A 21,564-nucleotide genomic window follows, 5' to 3' on the forward strand; every position below is an offset into this window, starting at 1 on the left:
ACAATGCCAACACCATACCCGCCCAACCTCCAACAAAAAAACAGCAGCGGTGAAATCGACGTAGGCCTGCAGCTGCGCAACTTGCTCAACTACAAATACCCGATTGCCATCGCAGTGGTTGCCGGCGGCCTTTTGGGTGCCGTTTACAGCCTGTCGGTTACGCCCGTGTACCGTGCCGACGCCATGCTGGAAGTAGAAACCAAGCAAAACCAGATTCTTACCGAAATCAACAACATGTTGACTTCGTCGGATTCGCCCACATCCGAAGCCGAATTGGAATTACTGCAATCGCGGCTGGTGCTCGGCAAAACCGTCGACGACCTTCAGCTCGACCAAACCGTAGAACCCAAATACCTGCCCGTATTCGGGCGGCTGGTGCACAACCTCAGAAGCGACATCGAACCCGAGCTGAAAATCCATACCTTCACCGTAGATGAAGAATGGCGCAACAAACCGTTTATCATCACAGCCAAAAGCAAAAAACTCTACTCCGTAGAGCTGCCCAACGACCGCATCATGGAAGGCAAAGTCGGCCAGCCGCTCAAAATCAACGGGCAAACCACACTGCAAATCAACCAGATTCTGGCCGAAAACGGACAGCGTTTCACCCTGACCAAACACTCGCGGCTCAATGCCATCGACCACATCAAACAAAACCTGACCGTATCCAGCAAAGGCAAAACCAGCCCCATCATCAATCTGGCATACAAAGGCACCGAACCCGAAAAAATCACCGCCATTCTCAACAGCATCGCCGACAACTACGTTAACCAAAACATCAACCGCGACGTTCAGGTGGCCGCCAGCGGTTTGGCCTTCATCTCGGAAGAGCTGCCCCGCCTTCAAGCCACATTGCAGGAAGCCGAAAACAAACTGAACGAATACCGCAAAAAAAGCGGCTCGCTCGACATCCCCGTCGAATCCAAAGGCGCGCTTGAAAGCCTGATCAACATCGAAACCCAAATCACCAACCTGCGCACCGAAGAAGCCGGCTTGGCTGAACTCTACACGCCCGAGCATCCCAACTACAAAGCCGTGCTCGACAAACTTGCCGTGCTCGAAAAAGCCAAAAGAAAAATCAACCAGCAAATTGCCGACCTGCCCAATACCCAGCAGGAAGTGATCCGCCTGACCCGCGACGTAGAAACCAACCAAAACACCTACACCCAGCTGCTGACCAAACAGCAAGAACTCAACATCATGAAAGCCAGCGCACAAGGTAACGTATGGATTGTCGATTACGCCGACAAACCCGAAAAACCCGTCGCCCCGCGCAAAGCCGTGATTACCCTGCTTTCCGCCATCACCGCCGGCGTATTAACCGCCGCGTGGTATCTGTTGCGCTCCGTGATGCGCCACGGCCTCAACAAACCCGAAGACATCGAAACCCTCGGATTAGACGTTGCCGCCATCATCCCCCTTTCACGCGCACAACAGAAACACGATGCCCTCGGCAGCAAGCTCAAAGGCCTTTCCGCCTCCACGCCCCGCTCCGGCTACCTGCTCACCAGCGAAGCGCCGACCGATGCCGCCGTGGAAGCCCTGCGCGCCCTGCGTACCAACATTTACTTCTCCATGAACGATGCCAAAAACAACCTGCTGATGATCACCAGCCCCGCACCCGGCTCCGGCAAATCGTTCATCGCCGCCAACCTCGCCGCAGTCATGGCGCAATCCGGCAAAAAAATCCTTTTAATCGACGGCGACATGCGCAAAGGTTATCTCGACGATTTCTTCGATGCCGACCCCGAACAGGGCCTTTCCGACATTCTCGAAGGCAAACTCTCCCCCGGCCAGGCCGTTCAGGAAACCCTTGTGCCCAACCTGAGCTTTATCAGCCACGGCACCCTGCCCGACAACCCGTCCGAACTGCTGCTCGACGGCCGTCTGAACACCCTGCTCAGCCGTGCCCGCCAACGCTACGACTATGTGATTATCGACACCCCGCCGGTGTTGTCGGTTACCGATGCCAACATTGTCGGCCAGCAGGCAGGCATTACCCTGATGGTTACCCGATACGACAAAACCTCTGCCCACGAACTCGACCTCAGCGTCAACCGCTTGCAGCAAAGCAACGTCGAAGTACACGGCATCATTCTCAACGGCATGAAGAGCGACTCGCCCAACGGCTACGGCTATTACACTTCTTACAACTACAAGAAAGCGTAAACCCGCCGTATTGAACCGCCGCATCATGTATCAAAAGAAGGCCGTCTGAAAACCATATTTTCAGACGGCCTTAACACGCTTAATAAACATTTATGCGGGCTTGCGCGTTATCGCTTACCGTGCTGTTGTGCGTACTCCACCCAAAACTCAGCATTCTCAATCCCCGCCTCGCGCGGGTCGAATACCGGGTCTAAACCCGCTTTTTTCTGGCGGTCGTAATCACGCAGCGCGCGCAGGGCGGGTTTGCTCAGGAATACGATGGCAATCAGGTTGAGGTAACACATGCTGCCGAAGCCGATGTCGCCCAAGCCCCACATCAGGCTGGCGGACTGCACGCTGCCGGTAAACACGACGGCTAAAAACACCACCCGCAAAATCATGCTGAGAATGGGGTATTTCAGCTTTTGGTCGAGGTAAAGCAGCGCGGTTTCGGCGATGTAGTAGTAAGCCAGCAGACAGGTGAAAGCAAAGAAGAAAATGCCCACCGCCACGAATGCGCCGCCGAAATCGCCGAACACCGTGCCCAAGGCCGCCTGCGTGTAGGCCGAGCCTGCAACCACGCCGGGGATGTTTTCCACCAGCGGCGTTTCCATGCCGGGCGGCTGCACGTTATACATGCCGGTAATCAGAATCATGATGGCGGTTGAAGTGCACACCAGCACGGTGTCGATATACACCGAAAAACCTTGTACCAAACCTTGTTTCACGGGATGGCTCACTTCGGCTGCGGCCGAGCTGAACGTTGCCTCGCCCGCACCGGCTACGTTGGAGAACACGGCGCGGCGCACGCCCCACGAAATGGCAGTGCCGACAATGCCGCCGAATACCGCATCGGTGCCGAACGCGCTGCCGATAATCAGGCTCACGGTTTCGGGAATTTTCGCGGCGTGGCTAACCAACACAATCAGCATCAGGCCGACATAGCCCAAGGCCATCAGCGGGATGATGCGGTCGGCGGCGCGGGCGATGCGTTTGGTGCCGCCGAAAATCAGAAACGCCAGCATGGCGGAAACCGCGGTGCCGGTGATCCATACAGACAGGCCGAAGGCGTTCTCAAACGACGTAGCGATGGTATTGGCCTGAATGCCCGGCACCAACACGCCGTAGCTCAAGAAAATCACCACGGCCACCAACACGGCAAAGGCTTTCAGCTTCAGGCCGCGTTCGATGTAGTAAGGCGAACCGCCGCGGTATTCGGTGCCGACTTTGGTTTTATACACCTGCGCCAAAGTCGATTCTACAAACGCGCTGGCACCGCCCAACAGCGCCATCACAATCATCCAAAACACCGCCCCCGGCCCGCCCGCGGCAATGGCGGTGGCCACGCCGGCGATGTTGCCGACACCGATACGCCCCGACAGCGACATACAGAATGCCTGAAACGACGAAATACCCGCGCCGGATTCCTGCTTTTCCCTCAACAGGCGGATCATTTCGGGCAGATAGCGGAACTGCACGCCTTTGGTAATCACGGTGAAATAGAGGCCGACGGCCAAAGCCAGATAAACGAGGCCGTTACCCCAAATATAGTCCACCAGCGTATTGACTATGTTTTCCATCTTTTTCTCCTTTGTGGTTATTTGTGGTTATATAGTTAAAACACTTGATTTTATTAGTATTTCCGTCATACTCGGGCTTGACCCGAGTATCTTGAGTTTCGCTAACTTTAGGAGATACTCGGGTCAAGCCCGAGTATGACGAACGTACTGTTTTTAAGTTGCTCCACTATAGAAGGCCGTCTGAAAAAGCAGTTTGGGCTTCGCAGAAACCTACCGGCTTCAGACGGCCTGAGTATTGTTTTTTGTTATTCCACAAACCAAATCGTTTTTGCCTGCGTGTACTGTTCAAACGCCTCCACGCCTTTGTCGCGGCCGCCGAAGCCGGATTGCTTGTAGCCGCCGAACGGCGTGGCGATGCTGCCTTCCGAAAAGCCGTTTACCGATACCGTGCCTGCCTGAATTTTGCGGGCAACGCGGTGGGCGCGGCGGACATCGGAGGTGTAGAACGAAGCGGCCAAGCCGTAGTCCGATTGGTTCGCCAAACGAACGGCTTCTTCTTCTCTACTGAATGTGGTTACCGCCAGCACCGGGCCGAAAATTTCTTCTTGGAACACGGTCATATCGGCGGTTACGCCGTCGATGATCGCCGGCTCGAAATACCAGCCTTCGCCGGTTTTGCCGCCGGTAAGCAGTTTGCCGCCCTCTTTCAATGCGGTATCGAAATAACGGCACACCTTATCGAAATGCGCCTCTTCCACCAGCGGGCCGAGATTGGTTTCAGGCAGGCGGGGATCGCCGACTTTCCAATCTTGCTTGAGGCCGTCTGAAAGCTTGGCCAGCAAGGTGTCTTTAATGCTTGCTTCCACAATCAGGCGCGAGCCGCAGCTGCAGTTTTCGCCCATGTTCCAGAATGCGGCGGCCAAAATCGACGGCACGGCTTTATCCAAATCCGCGTCGGCAAACACGATTTGCGGGCTTTTGCCGCCGCATTCCAACACGATTTCTTTCAAATTGCTCTTGGCCGAATATTCCAAGAAATAGCGGCCGACTTCGGTAGATCCGGTAAAGGCCACCATATCGACATCGTGATGCATGCCCAAAGCCTTGCCCACCGTTTCGCCCAAGCCGCACACCAGCGTCAGCGCGGCTTCGGGCACGCCCGCTTCATGCGCCAGCTGCACCATGCGGTAGGCACTCAGCGAAGTCAGCTCGGCCGGTTTCACAATCACCGAATTGCCTGCCGCCAATGCCGGCACCACTTTCCACGCGAACATCTGTGCGGGGAAGTTCCACGGCAACACCGCGCCGACCACGCCGACCGGCTCGTGCACAATCAAGCCCATGGCGTCTTTTCCGGTGGGGGCAACGCGGCCGAAGGCTTTATCGACATATTCGGCGTAAAAATAAAAGGTTTCGATGGTGGCGGGCATGTCGGTGTTGATGCACTCGCTGATGGGCTTGCCCGCATCGATACAGTCCAACGCGGCCAGCTCTTCGGCGTGTTCTTCAATCAATTGCGCCCAACGCAGCAGCACGGCCCGCTTTTCAGACGGGCTTTGGTCTGCCCAAAGGCCGTCTGAAAATGCAGCCCGCGCGGCGCGCACGGCGGCATCCATATCCTGCTCGCTGCCGTCTGCGATATAGCCGATAAGGGAATTGTCGATAGGCGTGCGGTTTTCCAGCTTCTTGCCCGAATCGGCGTGGTTCGGAATCAAATGCCCCGCCCACAGGCTGCCTGCTTTGGCGGCCTCGAATATTTGTTCAACGGTTTTCATCTATACTCCTTTTCTTTTGGAAACCTCTCTTAAGAAAGGTTGGGTATTTTTGAATACACTAAGTGAATCAACTTAAAAATAGTACGCTCGTCATACTCGGGCTTGACCCGAGTATCTCTGGCTCCAGTAAATTTAGGAGATACTCGGGTCAAGCCCGAGTATGACGAGCTGTAATAAAGCAAGCGGTTCGAAACTTATTTCAACAAAGCCGTAAATTCGGCGGCTTCCTGCGCGGTCAGGTTGTGCAGCGGCAGGCGCACTTTGCCGGCGGGTTTGGTGCCGTTTAAGCAGCCGATTTTGGCTTTTTGGTTGTAGTCGCCCGATTCCATCGAATGCAGGGCGGGATAAAGATTGGTGAGAATTTGGCGGGCTTGGTTCCAATCTTGGGCTTGTGCGGCGTTAAACAGGGCAACCTGCTCGCCGGGGAACACGTTGGCGGCACCGGCAATCCAGCTTTTCACGCCCCAGAAGAAGAAATCCAAAGGCTGGTCGTCGCAGCCGCACACCACTTGGAAATTGTCGAATTTCGCCTGAATCATGCGCAGCGCATTGGAGAAATTGCCGGTGCTTTCTTTGATGCCGACGATGTTGGGGTGTTTCGCCAAATGCGCCACGGTGTCGAATTCGAGTTCTACGCCGATACGCGCGGGGAAGTTGTAGAGAATAATCGGCAAATCGGTTTTGGAAGCCACATATTCAAAGTGTTCGATAATGCCTTGTTGCGACGGCAGGCTGTATGGCGGCGCCGACAGCATCAGGCCGTGGTAGCCCAATTCTTTGGCGCGTATGGCGCGTTGTGCCGCCACTTCGCTCGACATATCGCTCACACCTGCAATCAGCGTGCAGCGGCCTGCGGCGGCTTTGACGATGGTGTTCAACACGGTTTCGCGCTCGTCTTCCGACAAGGCGTAATACTCGCCGGTGGTGCCGCAGGCCACGATGCCGCGCACGCCTTTGGCGATAAACGCGTCCACCAATTCGGCCAGCAGCGCGGTATCGACCTGATTGTCGGCGGTAAACGGGGTAACGATGGGAACTAAAATACCTTCGATGTTCATGATGCTTCTCCTCTTGAGATAAATGGTGAATCAATTTAAAAAACTACATCCGTCATACCCGGGCTTAACCCGAATATGACGGGACTTTCTAGCTGCCGAAACGGTTAAAACGGTAAGGGCTTAAATCCATGGCAGGCTGTTCGCCGAAATACAGGGCTTTGACCAATTGCGCGGTCAGCGGTGCTTGGGTCAGCCCCAAATGCTGATGCCCGAACGCCAGCAAAACGTTTTCTTTGCGGTCGATTACCGGCAGCGAATCGGCAACCGACGGGCGGAAACCCATCCACGGCACCGCGCCTTGCCGGTTCAGACGGCCTTTGAGCATAGGTTCCGCCAAGCGGAACAGCTGCTCCGCCCGTTCCATATTCGGCGGCGCGTCCAGCCCGGCAAACTCCACCGTTCCGGCCAAGCGCAAGCCCGCGTTCATGGGCGTCATGATGAATTTGCGCTCGAAGCTGCTCACCGGCACGTTCAAAATATCCCGGCTGTGCGACAACATCAGGTGGTAGCCGCGTTCGGTGTCGAGCGGAACGCTACTGCCGCACAACTTTTTCAGCCACGGCTTGGAAAACGCACCGGCGGCAATCACCACACGCTTAGCTTCAAACGCCTTGCCGCCGCCGATGATGCGGAACAGGCCGTCTGAAAAGGATTGGATATCGGAAACGTCGGTATGTTCACTCACCGTGCCGCCCGCCCGTATAAATGCTTGCTGCAAATCCGCCGCCATGCCCGCCAAATCGACCACATGGCCGGTATCGGGGTAAAACAACGCACCGCGTTGCGTGTCGGCCAGCGCCGGTTCGCGCTCATGCAGGCCGGCATGGTCGAGCCATTCGTTGACCACGCCCAATTCATTCAACGCCCTGCCGTGCTTTTGCAACGCCGCCTGCCCGCTTTCGGTTTCGCACACCAGCAGCGAGCCTTCGATGCGGATATGCTTTTCCACGCCCCATTCGCGCGCAAACGCCTGCCATGCCGGTAAAGCGCGGCTGTTGAGCGCCATCAGGGCGCGGTGGCTGCGCCGGAAGCGTTCGGGCGTGAGATGGCGCAGCAGGCTGAACAGCCACGGCGTGATTTTCGGCAGGTATTTCCAATCCAGCCGCAACGGGCCGAGCGGGTCGAACAGCATTTTCGGCAGCTGCTTGAGCACGTCGGGCGACGCAATCGGAAACACCTGTTCGGTAGCGATATGCCCCGCATTGCCGTAAGATGCGCCGCCGCACACGTTATCGCGCTCCAACAGCAGCACGCTTTCGCCGCTGCTTTGCAATGCCAGCGCAATGCTCAAACCGACGATGCCGCCGCCGACCACCGCCGCAGAAAAAACCTGCCCGCTCATGATGTTTCGATTCCGTAGCGGAACGGGTCGTCCGCGTTCACAAAAATTTCCGCCGCCGCATGAATGTGCGCCTCGCCTTTGATGGTCGGTATGATCATCCCTTCTGGATGCAGGCCGTCTGAAAACGGTTCGTAAGACGCGGCAAAGCGGCTACCGATCACGCTTTCCTGTATCCATTCTTTTTCAGACGGCCACACGCCGTCGGCCGCCAAACAGGCCATCTTCGCGCTGGTGCCCGTGCCGCAGGGCGAGCGGTCGTAGGCTTTGCCCGGGCAGAGCACGAAGCTGCGGCTGTTGGCCGTGTCGGTTTTGCCGAACAGCTCGATGTGGTCGATTTCCTGCCCGTCTTTGCCGGTGATGCCCTGCTCGTTCAGCGCGGTGCGGATGCGCCAAGAAACATCGGTGAGCTGCTCCAGATTGTCGGGCGCGATGGTGCAGCCGTGGTCGTTCACCAAAAAAAACCAGTTGCCGCCCCAAGCAATATCGCCGGTGATGCTGCCGATGCCTTCCACGTCGAGCGACACGTCTTTGCGGTAGCGGTAGGCCGGCACGTTGCGCACGCTCACCGAGCCGTCTTCATGCAGCGTGCAGCGCACATTGCCCACCGGCGTTTCGATGGTGTGCGTGCCTACATCAATACGTTTGAGGTGTTGCAGCGTTTTAATCAGGCCGATGGTGCCGTGGCCGCACATGCCCAAATAGCCGCTGTTGTTGAAAAAAATCACACCGGCGGCAGAAGCGGGGTCTTGCGGCTTGCACAACAACGCCCCCACCAAAACGTCCGAACCGCGCGGCTCCAAAATCAACGCGCGGCGCAAATGGTCGAAACGCCCGGCAAAATCGGCGCACTGCTCCTGCAAACTGCTGCCGGAAAGCTCGGGGAATCCGCCATACACCACACGGGTCGGCTCGCCGCCGGTATGGGAATCAATCACGGAAAAAGTATATTCGGTATGCGGCATGGCCAAATCCTATTACTAAACAAACTTCCGCCAACCTTACAAAACCGCCGCTGCCGCCGTCTTGATGAATTTCCCGTTTTTTGTGCAGAAATGGGCATACCCACAGTTAAATCACAAAACCGTCATACTCGGGCTTGACCCGAGTATCTCCCGGCCTTACTGAAATTCGAGATACTCGGGTCAAGCCCGAGTATGACGGACGTACTTTGGTGCAAATTGCTTCACTTGCCGCTTGCACAAAACAAAACGCCTGTCTGAAAAACAGTTTTCAGACAGGCGTTTCTACACTTTCGCCGTTATCTCGATTTCTTAAATTCAGACGGCGCCAAGCCCACCAGCGCCTTAAACTGCCGCGTAAACGCGCTGTGGTCAGAATAGCCGCAGCGGGCGGAAATTTCCGTGACCGACAAGCCCGTTTCCAGCATCGCCATCGCCGCTTCGATGCGCACTTTTTGAATGTATTGCGAAGGCGTGATGTGGAAAATCTTTTTGAAATAACGCTCGATTTGGGCGGTGGAAAGGCGCGAAACGGCTTCCAAGTCTTTCATTTTGATGCTTTGGTCGAAATGGCCGGCGATGTATTTTTCAATCAGCGCGATTTTCTTGTTCAGCTCGGGGCGGTTGCTGTCGTTGGTTTCCACATCCACCGACACACCGAGCATGGCAATAACCTCACCCTGCGGATTGCGCACCGGCATTTTATGCGTGATACACCAGCCCAGTTCTCCCGAAGCATAAGTATGCAGCTCCAGCTTGTTGCTGATGGTTTTGCCCTCGCTCAACACTTCCCTGTCTTGCTGCGTATAGCGCTGCCCCCATTCCGACTGAAACAGATCTTCCGACGTTTTGCCGATCAAAGCGGCCATATCGGGCAATTGCAGGCGGTGCAGCAGCGTATCGTTGGCATAAACGTATTGCGCCTGCGTGTTTTTTACAAAAAACACCGTGCTCGGCAGCACCTGCAACACAGGCGCAAACATGTTCAGGCTGCGGATGAGGTCGTTTAAATCCTGCGGCTGAACCGCGGGCGGGAGGAAGGCGGGTAGCATGGCGGATAAGGTTGTGCGGCAGTTTCTTTATTAATCTTTATTATTCAATAATTTATACTGAATACGGATAAATTCGTCGAGCAAGGCCTGCTGGATTTCCAAACGCTTCTGCACCGGCGAGGCAAAACGCACGACAATGTGGTACACCTTGTCGTCGTGCGGCACGCGGGTGATGCGCGGTTGTGCGGCCGGCGTAATAAACAGCTTTTGCGTCTGCACTTCTTCCAAGTGGCGTTCGATGGCGGCGATATAGGGCAGGCAGAGTTTTTCCAGCAGCTTTTGCAGGCCGGGCACGATGGCATCCGAATCCAAATGAATGGGCACGGGGATTTCGAGCGTATGAATCACATACATGCCCAGCACGTTGTCGCGCTGCACCGAATGCGACAGCAGCAGGCTGTTGGGAAAGGATACGGTTTTGCCGCTCAACTGCCCCACCAAAGTATGCGGGCCGATCTGCATCATCAGGGTATTGAGCAGATTGATATCGACCACCCTGCCCCGCAGCCCGTTCACTTCTATATAATCGCCAACCGAATATTGGTTGGTCGATGCCCTCAGCAGGCTGCCCGACAAGCACATGATCAGCTCTTTGGTGGCTAACACAATGGCGGCGGCCACGGCAAACATGGATAATGCCAGCGTTTGGATTTGCGCCGCCCAAATAATCGCCAGCCCGAACACGGCAAAAATCAGCGTGAAGTTGCGGCTCACCACCACCCAGCGCCGTTTTTCTTCGATTTCCATCGCCGGATTTCTGCGGAAATGGGCTTGCAGAATCACGCCCCGCAAAATCAGTATGCCGACAATCATCAGCACCGATTCGAGTATTTCGGCCTTTACCGGCCCGTTTTCAATATATTGGTGTATGGTTTCCCACATAATCCATTTATTCCGTTTATATTTGTCATGCCGCCAAGATAAGATAAAGCAGTATATAGCAAAGCGGCCGGGCATATCTCGGCCGTCTGAAAAATCCCCTGCGGCAAGACGTGTAAAAGTTTACCGGCATGATTGTAAACCCTTCCGCCGCCGCTGCCGAGACGCCCGCCCAAACGGCTGTCAATTTGGAATCTGCCCCGTTATCCGCTAATATCCGACTAATTTTACTGTGTTAGATTGCCCGGGCAGGCCGTCTGAAACTACCTGCACACAACATTGTCCAACCCCGGAAAGGATAGGAAAATCATGTTTAAACCCTCAATTCTCAGCCGTATGCTGGCCGTATCGATCGCCTGCGCCATGCTTCCGGCCTGCGCCGACAACAGCGGCAGCAACAGCAAAACCGAACAAAAACAAAACAGCCAAGCCGAAAAAAGCGATAAAGCCGACAGCCGCTACCACCTGCAAAACATTTACGAGCCTTCCGGTGCCATCCAGCTTTCAGACGGCCGCGTTTTGGTAGTAGAAGACGAAGCCAAGCGCGCCTTCAACCTGCTCTCGTTTGAGCAAGACGGCAATGTTAAAGAAGACGAAGCCGCCGATGCCGAACTGATGGGCAGCTTCAAACACCCGCACAGCGATTTGGAAGCCCTTGCCCAAGACCCGCAAGGCTGGATTTATACCGTCAGCTCGCATTCCGAAACCAAGCAAAACGAGCGCCTCACCGACCGCGAACACTTTTTGCGCTTTAAAATCAACGGCAACAAAGCCGAACAAATCAGCTACGCGCCCAATTTGAAAGACGCACTCGGCAATGCCCAATCCCTGCTGCAAAGCATCAAAAAACAAACCGGCCGCACCCTCGACTTCCACACCATGAACGTCGAAGGCATGCACTACGACCAAGCCACCAAGCGCCTGCTGCTCGGGTTCCGTGATCCTTTAAGCATGATCGTGCCGATTGAAAACCCTGACGACGTGTTCGGCAAAGGCGCCGCACCGCGCTTCGGCGAACCGGTGGTTCTCAAACTGCAAGGCGGCGGCATCCGTTCGCTGACTTACGATCCCGTACTCAAAGCCTACCTGCTGGCCAACGAAGTAACCGGCGAAAACGGCAAAGGCCAATCGCAATTATGGACGTGGGACGGCAAAGCCCAATCCGCACCCGTGGCGCTGAACCTGCCTGAAAACGTGAAGCTGAAAAACATCGAAGCCGTAGAATCGGTAACCGTCAACGGCAAACCCCGCCTGCTGCTGATGGGCGACGAAGGCAGCGTGAAAAAACAACGCCCCGCCCGCTACCTGCTGATCGATTACGCCGATCTCAACAAATAATCCCGATGAGCACTTTGAGGCCGTCTGAACATTTCAGACGGCCTCAATTGTTACCCGCAAGCCAAGCAGCGCACACCCAAGCCACATAGCAAGCCCTTATAAAATTCAGTACAATACGCACCTGATTTTTAAGATTGAGACGAATAAAGAGAACATCATGATTGAAGCCGAAATCGTCAACCAACTAAACGGTATGCTCAACGACCTCGCCGCACGCAGCAAAGACATCCGCGGCTACCTCGACTACGACGGCAAAAAAGACCGTTTGGAAGAAGTCGTCGGCCTTTCCGAAGACCCCGATTTGTGGAACGACCCTAAAAAAGCCCAAGAAATCGGCAAAGAGCGCAAAGTGCTCGAAGGCATCGTGCTCACGCTCGACAACATCGCCGCCGGCATCGACGACAACCGCGAGCTACTGGAAATGGTGGTGGAAGAAAACGACGAAGAAGGCTTTGCCGCCGTGCAGGCAGACATCGCCAACCTCGAAAAACAAATGGGCAAGCTGGAATTCAAACGTATGTTTAACCAGCCGGCCGACGTGAACAACTGCTTTATCGACATCACCGCCGGTGCGGGCGGCACCGAAGCGGAAGATTGGGCGGGCATGCTCTACCGCATGTATCTGCGCTATGCCGAGCGTAAAGGCTTCAAAGTGGACGTGTTGGAAGAAGACGAAGGCGACATTGCCGGCATCAACCGCGCCACCATCAAGCTCGAAGGCGAATACGCTTACGGCCTGTTACGCACCGAAACCGGCATCCACCGTTTGGTTCGCTACTCGCCGTTCGATTCCAACAACAAACGCCACACTTCATTCTGCTCGGTATTCGTTTACCCCGAAGTAGACGACAGCTTTGAAGTGGAAATCAACCCCGCCGACCTGCGCATCGACACCTACCGCGCTTCCGGTGCGGGCGGCCAGCACATCAACAAAACCGATTCCGCCGTGCGGATTACCCACAACCCGACCGGCATCGTGGTGCAATGCCAAAACGACCGTTCGCAACACCGCAACCGCGACGAAGCGATGAACATGCTGAAAGCGAAGCTGTTTGAATTGGAAATGCGCAAACGCAACGAAGAAAAACAATCGCTGGAAGACAGCAAATCCGACGTGGGTTGGGGCCACCAAATCCGCTCGTATGTGTTCGACCAATCACGTATCAAAGATTTGCGCACTTCTTACGAAGTCGGCAACATCAAAGCCGTGATGGACGGCGATTTGGACGGCTTTATCGAAGCCAGTCTGAAACAGGGCGTTTAAACCCGAGCCGCTTCTTCACCCTCTCTTGCTGCCGCGCAGCCGTTATCGAACAGGCAGGCCGTCTGAAATGTTCAGACGGCCTCCGACACCGGAAAGCCGCATCATGTCTATATCTTCCAAACTCCTGCTCCCCCTGCTCCTCCTGCCCTTAACCGCCCAAGCCGCCGTGAAGATTCAACGCTGGCACACCGCCGACGGCACACAGGTTTTGCTGGTCGAACGCCATGAAAACCCCATCGTCGATGTCAGCATCAGCTTCAAAGGCGCAGGCAGCACGTTCAACCCGGCCGACAAAAGCGAAGTGGCCGAATTTACCGCCGCCATGCTGACCACCGGCACACAGCAGCTCGACGAAGAAGCCTTCCACGCCCGCATCAACGATTTGGCCGCCTCACTCAACAGCAACAGCAGCGAAGAAAGCGCATCCATCACCTTGCGCAGCCTCAGCAAAAACAGCAGCCTGCAACCCGCCGTCGGCCTGCTCAACCAATCGCTGACCCAACCGCGCTTTGCCGAACCTGTATTCGAGCGCCTGCGCAAACAAAGCATTACCGCCTTGCAACAGCAGGAAACCGACCCCGGCTTCATCGCCAACCGCGAGTTTGCCCGCCTCAATTACGGCAGCCACCCTTATGGCCGTTCGGCGCAAACCAGCGTCGAGAGCATCCGCAAAGTCACGCTCGACGACATCCGCGCCTTCCACCGCAGCCGCTACGGTAAAAACAACGCCATCGTTGCCGTGATCGGCGACCTCAACCGCCGCCAAACCGAAGCCTTGGTCGCAAAAGCACTCAACGGCCTGCCCGCACGCAGCAGCGCCGTAGAAAACGTGCCTGCCGTTCCCCAACATCAAGCCGCACTCCGCCGCATCCCGTTTGCCGGCGAACAGGCGCAAATCGTGATGGGCATGCCTTTAATCAAACGCCACGATCCCGATTATTACGCACTGGTGGCCGGTAACTACGTGCTTGGCGGCGGCGGTTTCGACAGCCGCTTGATGAAAGATTTGCGCGACAAACACGGCTACACCTACGGTGCGTCGAGCGGCTTGTCGCCCGCCAGCCAAGCCGGGCCGTTTACCATCGGCTTCTCTACCCAAAAAAACAATACCGAACCTGCTTTACAGGCCGCCCGCCGAGTGCTGGCCGCCTTTATCGAAGAAGGCCCTACCGAAGCCGAATTAAAGCAGGCCAAAGCCAACATTACCGGCAGCTTCCCCCTGCGCTTCGACACCAATGCCAAACTCTTGGGCTACCTGAGCCTGATCGGTTTTCACAACTTGCCCGACAATTATCTCGAAGCCTATCCCAAAGCCATCTCCGCCTTAACTGCCGAGCAAATCAAATCTGCGTGGCAACGGCGGGTGAATCCTGAAAACATCAATATCGTGGTGGTCGGTGCCGACGGCGGCGCGCAAAAAGCCAAGCCGTAACACGGTTCACAGACCGAAAAAGGCCGTAACTATTATCAAGGCCGTCTGAAAAAAACTTTTCAGACGGCCTCAATTGAATGTAGCGCACATAAACGGGCTTCATCCCGTGCCCGTCATACTCGGGTTTGACCCGAGTATCTCGAAGTTTGAGTAAGGCTGGGAGATACTCAGTTCAAGCCCGAGTATGGCGCGTTTACTTCTCACATTGACTTATCAAACCGATCAACGCCATCAGGTTTTACAGCACTTTGCCCTGCCGCCCCTTGAACCGCCTTACCGCTTCCATTAAGCTGAGGCCGTCTGAAAAACCATACATCTGAAAAACCCTACAAAGGAGAACCGCGATGACTGTTACCGCCCATACTTTGGAATACCGCACCGAAAACGGCCTAACCCTACAAAGCACCCTCTATCTGTCTACCCAAGCAGTCAGCGGGCTTTCCGGCGTATTGGTTGCGCCCGAATGGTGGGGCGTCAGCGAACATGTCAAAAACGCCGCCAAGCGTTTGGCTGAACAAGGCTATGCGGCATTGGCGATGGATTTGTACGGCGACGCCCGCCTTACCGACGACGCGGCTCAAGCCAACGAATGGATGACCGCCGTTTTGTCCGACACCGCCGCCCTGCCCGAGCGCACCCGCTTAGGTTTTGAAGCATTGGCCGCCCGCCCCGAAGTCAACCCGCACCGCATCGGCGCCATCGGCTTCTGTTTCGGCGGCAAAGTCGTACTCGACATGGCACGCCGCGGCGACGATTTGAAAGCCGTTACCAGCTTCCACGGCCTTCTCAGCGCCGCGGCTCCGGCACAAGAAGGCTTTATCAAAGGCGAACTGCTGATCGAACACGCCGGTAAAGACGTCTTGGTCAGCGATGCCGATGTCGCCGCGTTCCGCCAAGAGATGGACGCCGCCAAAGTCCGCTACCATATCGACGTTTTCCCCGAAGCCAAACACGGCTTCACCAACCCGCAGGCAACCCGCAACGGCGAGAAAAACGGCGTTGATTTAGCCTACAACGAAGCCGACGCCGAGCAGGCTTGGCAAAATATGCTGGATTTGCTGGAGCGCAATTTGTAATCCACCAAACGACATCAATAGCAAAAGGCTGTTGCGCCATCACGCAACAGCCTTCTTTTTCAGACGGCCGTCTGAAAAAAACAAACACTAAAAACGCGGCAACGCCCACGCCACGCGGTAGGCCCACAATCTCAACGCATAGCCGCCAAACAGCAACACGTTCAACATCAAGGGATTAATCCAACCCGCCCTATCCAGCAGATACATCGCCAAGCCGATAATCACCGACACCGTGCCGTAAAAATCTTTACGCAGAATCATCGGAATGTCGTTCACCAGCACATCGCGCACAATGCCGCCGCCGACTGCCGTCACAAAACCGAGCATCACCACACCGAAAATATTCAAATCCAAATCAAGCCCCACCTGCGCGCCGGTGATGGTAAAAGCCACCAAACCCAGCGAGTCGGCCAGCAAAAAAGCCGTTGCCAGCTCGCGTTTGCGGCTTTTCTGCAATTTAAACAGCCACGAAAGCAGCAGCGTAATACCGATCACGATCCAAGCCGTGTTTTCAACAAACACCACGGGAATGCGCCCGATAACCGCATCACGGATGATGCCGCCGCCCACCGCCGTGAGCAAAGCCGCAATCAACACACCAAGCATATCCAAACGCTTGCGCACCCCGACCAAATAGCCCGAAACGGCAAAGGCGGCAGTGCCGATAATGTGGATAATCTCAGTAGCAGTCATGTTAATAAACTTCAAAAATAGAATGGAGGACAAGATAAGGTTAAGGCTTGAAGAGCAACTCGAGGCCGTCTGAAAGCAAACCGCGCGGGTTTCAGTAAAACTTTTTCAGGGCAACAAGCCGCATTCATAGGGCGCGGATGATATATCCGCCCGCAGGTCGTGTTTCGCAACACCTAGATTATCGGCCAATCACAAGCAACTTTAAAACCGCAAACCCAAAAGCCAAACCAAAACAAAGGCGGATGAATCATCCGCCTTTCGTTCATACAACCTAATCAGCTTGTGTTTGCATTTTGCCGAATCAGCGGCAAGATCTGCGGTTCAGTCTGCCGTAGCGGTCTACAACATTCTGAATGGCTTGGGCGGTTTTATCGTCCACACCGAAGAAGGTAACGTGCATTTTGGCAACGCTCAGGCTTCTATCGTTGATGCCGTTGTCTCTGCCGCCCTGCTCTTGGATGCGCGTACCGCCGAAACCTGCGGTGGCAAGTCGCGAAATCAACACTTGCGCGGCAGAACGGCTGCTCACCACGCCCACGCTGATATCGCCTTCATGTAATGAACCGCTGAAGCCTTTTGCGGCCAATCTGTCGAGTTGCTCAATGGCATCGCCGTCGGCAGATACCAACACCCGGTAGGTTTTTTCAGACGGCCCGGTAGATTTTTTGCTATTGCTGCGTTTTTCTACCGTGCGCGATGCGGCATGCGGCCATTGTTGGAGCAGGCCTTTGATGCGGTGGTAGGCATCTTCGTCCAAAGTGATGGAAGCGGTAGAAACGCACTGACCGGTGCTGCGGCTGTGTTCTTTTTGCTCTTGGGCAAGCTGCTCGGCTTTTTCACGGGCGGCGCGTTCTTTTTCCTGCTGCTCGCGTTTGGCCTTTTCTTCCCGCTCTTTTCTCTCTTTAGCGAGCTCTTCTTCTTTCACTTTCTGTGCCAGTGCCGCGAGCACCACTTCATCGTCCAGCGGCTCCGATGCCACAGGACGCGGTTCGTTTTTGTTGATCCAATCAGGATAGAGGATTTCGGGCGGGCTGTCTTTGGCGGGGGAAGCCGGCGGTGTCAGCTCTTGTTGCGCACCGCCCACAATCGGCACCGTCGGCGCGACTGCGGTTTTCTGTTTTTCTGCTACACGGCTGGCAACCATTCCCCCGAAAACGATGATGTTTAATGCCACCAGCACAGCAAATAGCCATTTCATTGTTGTTGTATCCAGTTAAGTAAGCCGTAAATCACAAGATTATCTACAATTTTAACGGTGTTGTCCAAAGCAAATACAGGCGGTAGCGCTTGCACGACTTTCGGCGCTCCGCCGCCGGTAATGATGAGGTCAACGGGCTTGTCCGGCCCCACTTTTTCTTTCAATCTGGCGTGCATCAGTAAAATCGATCCGCATACGGCATCCATGATTCCGCTGGCCAGCGCGTTGGCCGTGGTGGTGGGAAACGGGTAAACGCGCCCGAGCGGGCGGTTGAGGTTGGCGGTTTTCAAAGCCATGGCTTCTTTCATCAAATGAAAGCCGGGCATGATGGTACCGCCGAGATAATGGTTGTCATCCGTCAGCGCATCTACGGTAACGGCTGTGCCGCAGCTCACCACCACGCAGGCATTGCGGGTAAAACGGCGGCTGCCGAGCGCATTAAACCACCGGTCGGCACCGTGTTCTTCGACATTGCGGTAATGGTTGCGAATGCCGAGCGCTTGGGGCATAGACGCATGCCATTCCACCGGTTTCGACAATTGCTCCGCCACCAAGGCTTTTTTGGCTTCGCCGCACACGGCACTTCCTACGATGCGGATATCGAGGCCGTCTGAACGCTCCCGCCACTCCGCACCAAGCAGGCTCAAGTCGCGGTAAGGCGAGCGACCGGTATGAACAATCGCACCATCTTCCACCCATGCCCATTTCAATTGGCTGTTGCCGCCGTCGAGCAGTAGATAATGGCCGGAAGAGGCCGTCTGAACGGGTTGCGGTCGGTTATCGGGTCGCAGACTGATTTCGCCGCTGACGATAGTCCGCTCCGTCGCGCCGGTCTGCAAACGCAAAGCACCTTCGGCAGTCACGCCCGCCATCACGCCTTCATAGAGGATTTCGCCGTTTTGCAGCAGGCACACGGGGCGGCGGTAATCACGGTTAGCCGCGAGATAATCGTCCGCCAAAACGCCGAATCCGTTTTGCTCAAACCGTGCCAATACGCTGTTTAGATCGCCCAACAAAGCCGACAACAAAACATCTGCGCTCACAGCGGATGAGGATGAGGCCGTCTGAAAAGCCGCCTGCACCGACGTTGCGTTTTCCACCTCTTTCGGCAAAACAAAATTAATGCCGATGCCAATCACCGCCACGGTTTTGCCGCCGCTACGCACGGTTTCAATCAGAATCCCGCCGAGCTTGTCGCAGCCCACCATCAAATCGTTCGGCCATTTGATTTGCGCGGGCACGCCGAGTTTGAACAAAGCATTTCGGCACGCCAAAGCCACCGCCAAGGCCAATGCACCCAACTCGTGCTGTCTCTGCTCAAACACTCTGCCGAAGCTGAACATCAAGCATTCACCCAAACGATTGTGCCATGCCCGACCTTGTCTGCCGCGCCCTTTGCTTTGCTGATGCGCCACCACCAACAAACCTTGAGCCTGATCCGGCGCATTTTTAGCCGCATCCAATACGATATCATTGCTGGACGTGCATTCATGATACAAGGCCGTCTGAAAACCGTGTTCGACACCGATTTGCTGCAAACGTGTTTCATCAAACACCGCCAAAGGCCGCACCAAACGCCACTGCCCATCATGCTGCCGCAACAATCCGCGCACATGCGGCGGCATCTGCTGCCACAAGCAATTGATTTGATGCGGCCTCAAGCCGATATTTTTGCTTAACGCCGATACATGTTGAGGCAGGCCGTCTGAAAGAGCGGCAAGCAGCTTCCAATGCTGCTGTTTGAGCGCAGTCATTTATTCTCCGCCGCTTCAACCGCGCGGATTTTCGCCAAAGTCTGCGTAGTAGAAGTTTGATGTAAAAAAGGAATCGAATACACCTTACCGCCTCGGGCAAGCGTTTCCTGCGCCCCGACAATTTTCTCCACTGGCCAATCACCGCCCTTAATCAAAATATCCGGCTTCACCAACTCAATCAAAGCTGCCGGCGTATCCTCATCAAACCAAGTAACCAAATCCACGCTGGCCAACGAAGCTGCTACTGCGGCACGATTGGGCAAAGAATTAATCGGACGGTCGCTGCCCTTACCCTGCCGTTTGACCGAAGCATCGGTATTTAAAGCCAAAATCAACGCCGCCCCGGCAGAACGCGCCTGTGCCAAATAAGTTACATGGCCCCGATGCAGAATATCGAAACAGCCATTGGTAAAAACCAACGGACGCGGTAAAGCAGCAAGGCTTTCCGCCAACCGCTCCGGCGGACAAATTTTTCGCTCAAAATCAGGTAAAGGCCAGTTTTGCATAATGAACTTCCAAACGGAAAACAAGATGTCGGAATGATACCGAAGCACAAGGTTTAATGAAAGATGCGGGGGATATTAATGAATTTTTCAGACGGCATCAGATGTTGGAAAAGGTCGGGCTGTTTATATTTTTTATACTAAACAGCTTTTGTTTTTTGCTGAAATGATTGTTTCGTGATTTTTGAGCATTTTCAAGAATGATGCGGCTTCGTTGTGCCTTTCGGCACTCTTGGCACCTCTCACAAATACCTGAATGGGTCTTCAAGCAAAAAAAACAATAAGTGTAAATAATGCCGGGCTTTTCTACACACAAAAAACATAGGATCTCATTCATTACGATGCTATCAAATACACCGCCAACCACCGTATCAGTTACAACGTTCAAAGTTTCAGACACCCCATCGTCTCCCCACCTTCTATCTCTCTTCCGTCAACGGGAGAGATTTAATGGTGGTAACGTCAGTTAAGGAATGGAATCATTCCCGCCTTCCTTACAACCGTTGCGACCTGCTTTACCGGTAAGCTCCGGGTTTCAGACGGCCTCCCGCTTCCTGTCTTCGCTTCAACCGCCTTCCCCTGCACTGTCGTCCTTCTGCCGTTACTTTTATAACGCATTAGAACCGACACCCGCATTCTTTTCCCGCCCACAAATAAGCGGCCGGACACTCCCGCATCCGGCCGCTACCTATGTCTATTTAACCGTCACCGACATCAACTACCGACGACGGCAATCCCAGCATTAATCAGCGCTTCTCTTTAGCCTTCTCCTTCAGCGCCGGCACCGCCGCTTTGGCCGGCTTCTTACCGCCACCAACCGTCGCCTCATCGCGCAGCTTGGCTAAAATACCCTCGCCGATACCCTTCACATTCTTCAAATCGTCAACACTCTTAAACTGACCGTTGTGCTGACGGTACTCCACAATCGCCGCCGCCTTCGACGGACCGATACCCGGCAGCGCCTTCAATTCCTCCGCCGTCGCCGTATTGATATTCACCGCCGCCAGCGATACCGCCGACCACAACAGAGCCAGCGCACCCGCTAAATATTTCTTCATCTTCTAAATCCTTCTTGATGGTTTTCCGTAACGTGTCATACCTGCGGCCTCTACCAACAGGCAATATACCTCACACTGCCCGCACAGGCAGTCCGAACCATCATAAACAGATTCCCAACACCCTTCAAATACTTTTAACTATAGTTACTATATACATAGAGAACATTGTCTCTCCCCAACAACAAGCTCGTCTTTCCATTACAGCTCTGCTCTCTTTGCTCCGCTACAACCAACCTTCTTCTGTATCCATTCTGCACAAACCTACCGGCAAACCAACCTTCTGAAACACCCATATTCAACTGTCTTGGCAAATCAAAATACTAAAACCCCCGATACGCAAGTATCGGGGGTTCGAAATAAGTGTCTGGCAGTGACCTACTTTCACATGGGTATCCACACTATCATCGGCGCTGAGTCGTTTCACGGTCCTGTTCGGGATGGGAAGGCGTGGGACCAACTCGCTATGGCCGCCAGACGTAAACTGTACAAATCGGTAAGCCGTTATGGAAGCTCGC

17 protein-coding genes and 1 rRNA gene are annotated in these 21,564 nt (G+C 54.9%); 5 read left to right on the forward strand and 13 right to left on the reverse strand.

Going from position 1 to position 21,564, the window contains the following annotated elements; genetic code table 11:
• The first annotated feature begins 3 nt into the window (after positions 1-3).
• The gene (locus CKV66_RS00525; protein WP_085355686.1) at positions 4-2,169 is read left to right on the forward strand and encodes a polysaccharide biosynthesis tyrosine autokinase; all 2,166 of its coding nucleotides are present in this window, start codon (positions 4-6) and stop codon (positions 2,167-2,169) included.
• A gap of 107 nt (positions 2,170-2,276) precedes the next feature.
• Here the strand turns inward: CKV66_RS00525 and CKV66_RS00530 are convergent, their stop codons facing one another.
• The 7 genes from CKV66_RS00530 to CKV66_RS00560 form a co-directional block, all read right to left on the reverse strand.
• Positions 2,277-3,728 (reverse strand): alanine/glycine:cation symporter family protein, encoded by a 1,452-nt coding sequence (locus CKV66_RS00530; protein ID WP_085355687.1) that lies wholly within the window; start codon positions 3,726-3,728, stop codon positions 2,277-2,279.
• Between the two features lie 245 nt (positions 3,729-3,973).
• The gene (locus CKV66_RS00535) at positions 3,974-5,443 is read right to left on the reverse strand and encodes an aldehyde dehydrogenase (RefSeq protein WP_085364176.1); all 1,470 of its coding nucleotides are present in this window, start codon (positions 5,441-5,443) and stop codon (positions 3,974-3,976) included.
• A gap of 194 nt (positions 5,444-5,637) precedes the next feature.
• The gene (gene dapA / locus CKV66_RS00540; RefSeq protein ID WP_085357788.1) at positions 5,638-6,501 is read right to left on the reverse strand and encodes a 4-hydroxy-tetrahydrodipicolinate synthase; all 864 of its coding nucleotides are present in this window, start codon (positions 6,499-6,501) and stop codon (positions 5,638-5,640) included.
• An 88-nt stretch (positions 6,502-6,589) separates the two neighbouring features.
• Positions 6,590-7,843, reverse strand: coding sequence for an NAD(P)/FAD-dependent oxidoreductase (locus CKV66_RS00545; RefSeq protein ID WP_085364177.1), 1,254 nt, complete (start codon positions 7,841-7,843; stop codon positions 6,590-6,592).
• The gene (locus CKV66_RS00550) at positions 7,840-8,805 is read right to left on the reverse strand and encodes a 4-hydroxyproline epimerase (protein ID WP_085364178.1); all 966 of its coding nucleotides are present in this window, start codon (positions 8,803-8,805) and stop codon (positions 7,840-7,842) included. Before CKV66_RS00550 ends, CKV66_RS00545 begins: the two co-directional genes overlap by 4 nt.
• A gap of 296 nt (positions 8,806-9,101) precedes the next feature.
• Positions 9,102-9,854 (reverse strand): AraC family transcriptional regulator, encoded by a 753-nt coding sequence (locus CKV66_RS00555; protein ID WP_085364179.1) that lies wholly within the window; start codon positions 9,852-9,854, stop codon positions 9,102-9,104.
• Positions 9,855-9,884: 30 nt separating this feature from the next.
• Entirely contained in the window at positions 9,885-10,736 is an 852-nt protein-coding gene (locus CKV66_RS00560; protein WP_085364191.1) for a mechanosensitive ion channel family protein, read from the reverse strand.
• 306 nt (positions 10,737-11,042) lie between these two features.
• Here CKV66_RS00560 and CKV66_RS00565 point away from each other — a divergent pair, with 306 nt between their 5' ends.
• The 4 genes from CKV66_RS00565 (at position 11,043) to CKV66_RS00580 (ending at position 15,843) form a co-directional block, all read left to right on the forward strand.
• Positions 11,043-12,071, forward strand: coding sequence for a hypothetical protein (locus CKV66_RS00565; RefSeq protein ID WP_085364180.1), 1,029 nt, complete (start codon positions 11,043-11,045; stop codon positions 12,069-12,071).
• A gap of 160 nt (positions 12,072-12,231) precedes the next feature.
• Entirely contained in the window at positions 12,232-13,335 is a 1,104-nt protein-coding gene (gene prfB, locus CKV66_RS00570) for a peptide chain release factor 2 (RefSeq protein WP_085364192.1), read from the forward strand.
• A 109-nt stretch (positions 13,336-13,444) separates the two neighbouring features.
• Positions 13,445-14,767 (forward strand): M16 family metallopeptidase, encoded by a 1,323-nt coding sequence (locus tag CKV66_RS00575; protein WP_408633890.1) that lies wholly within the window; start codon positions 13,445-13,447, stop codon positions 14,765-14,767.
• Between the two features lie 344 nt (positions 14,768-15,111).
• Positions 15,112-15,843, forward strand: a complete 732-nt coding sequence (locus CKV66_RS00580; protein ID WP_085364182.1) for a dienelactone hydrolase family protein — start codon at positions 15,112-15,114, stop codon at positions 15,841-15,843.
• 87 nt (positions 15,844-15,930) lie between these two features.
• On the opposite strand, the gene CKV66_RS00585 is transcribed toward CKV66_RS00580, so the two are convergent.
• From CKV66_RS00585 to rrf, 6 genes are all read right to left on the reverse strand, one after another.
• Positions 15,931-16,536 carry a trimeric intracellular cation channel family protein gene (locus CKV66_RS00585; RefSeq protein ID WP_085364183.1) on the reverse strand — a complete coding sequence of 202 codons (606 nt, stop codon included), beginning with the start codon at positions 16,534-16,536 and terminating at the stop codon, positions 15,931-15,933.
• A gap of 301 nt (positions 16,537-16,837) precedes the next feature.
• Positions 16,838-17,734, reverse strand: a complete 897-nt coding sequence (locus CKV66_RS00590; protein ID WP_085364184.1) for a hypothetical protein — start codon at positions 17,732-17,734, stop codon at positions 16,838-16,840.
• A complete protein-coding gene (locus CKV66_RS00595; protein ID WP_085364185.1) occupies positions 17,731-19,488 on the reverse strand; it encodes a bifunctional biotin--[acetyl-CoA-carboxylase] ligase/type III pantothenate kinase in 1,758 nt (585 codons plus the stop codon). The genes CKV66_RS00590 and CKV66_RS00595 overlap by 4 nt, the downstream gene beginning before the upstream one ends.
• Positions 19,485-19,994 (reverse strand): adenylyltransferase/cytidyltransferase family protein, encoded by a 510-nt coding sequence (locus CKV66_RS00600; protein WP_054599097.1) that lies wholly within the window; start codon positions 19,992-19,994, stop codon positions 19,485-19,487. The genes CKV66_RS00595 and CKV66_RS00600 overlap by 4 nt, the downstream gene beginning before the upstream one ends.
• A 743-nt stretch (positions 19,995-20,737) precedes the next feature.
• A complete protein-coding gene (locus CKV66_RS00605; RefSeq protein ID WP_095197808.1) occupies positions 20,738-21,049 on the reverse strand; it encodes a ComEA family DNA-binding protein in 312 nt (103 codons plus the stop codon).
• A 362-nt stretch (positions 21,050-21,411) separates the two neighbouring features.
• Positions 21,412-21,524: ribosomal RNA gene (gene rrf / locus CKV66_RS00610) — 5S ribosomal RNA — on the reverse strand.
• Positions 21,525-21,564 lie beyond the last annotated feature (40 nt).

Origin of the sequence: Neisseria zoodegmatis, assembly GCF_900187305.1 — a bacterium.
Lineage (GTDB): Bacteria > Pseudomonadota > Gammaproteobacteria > Burkholderiales > Neisseriaceae > Neisseria > Neisseria zoodegmatis.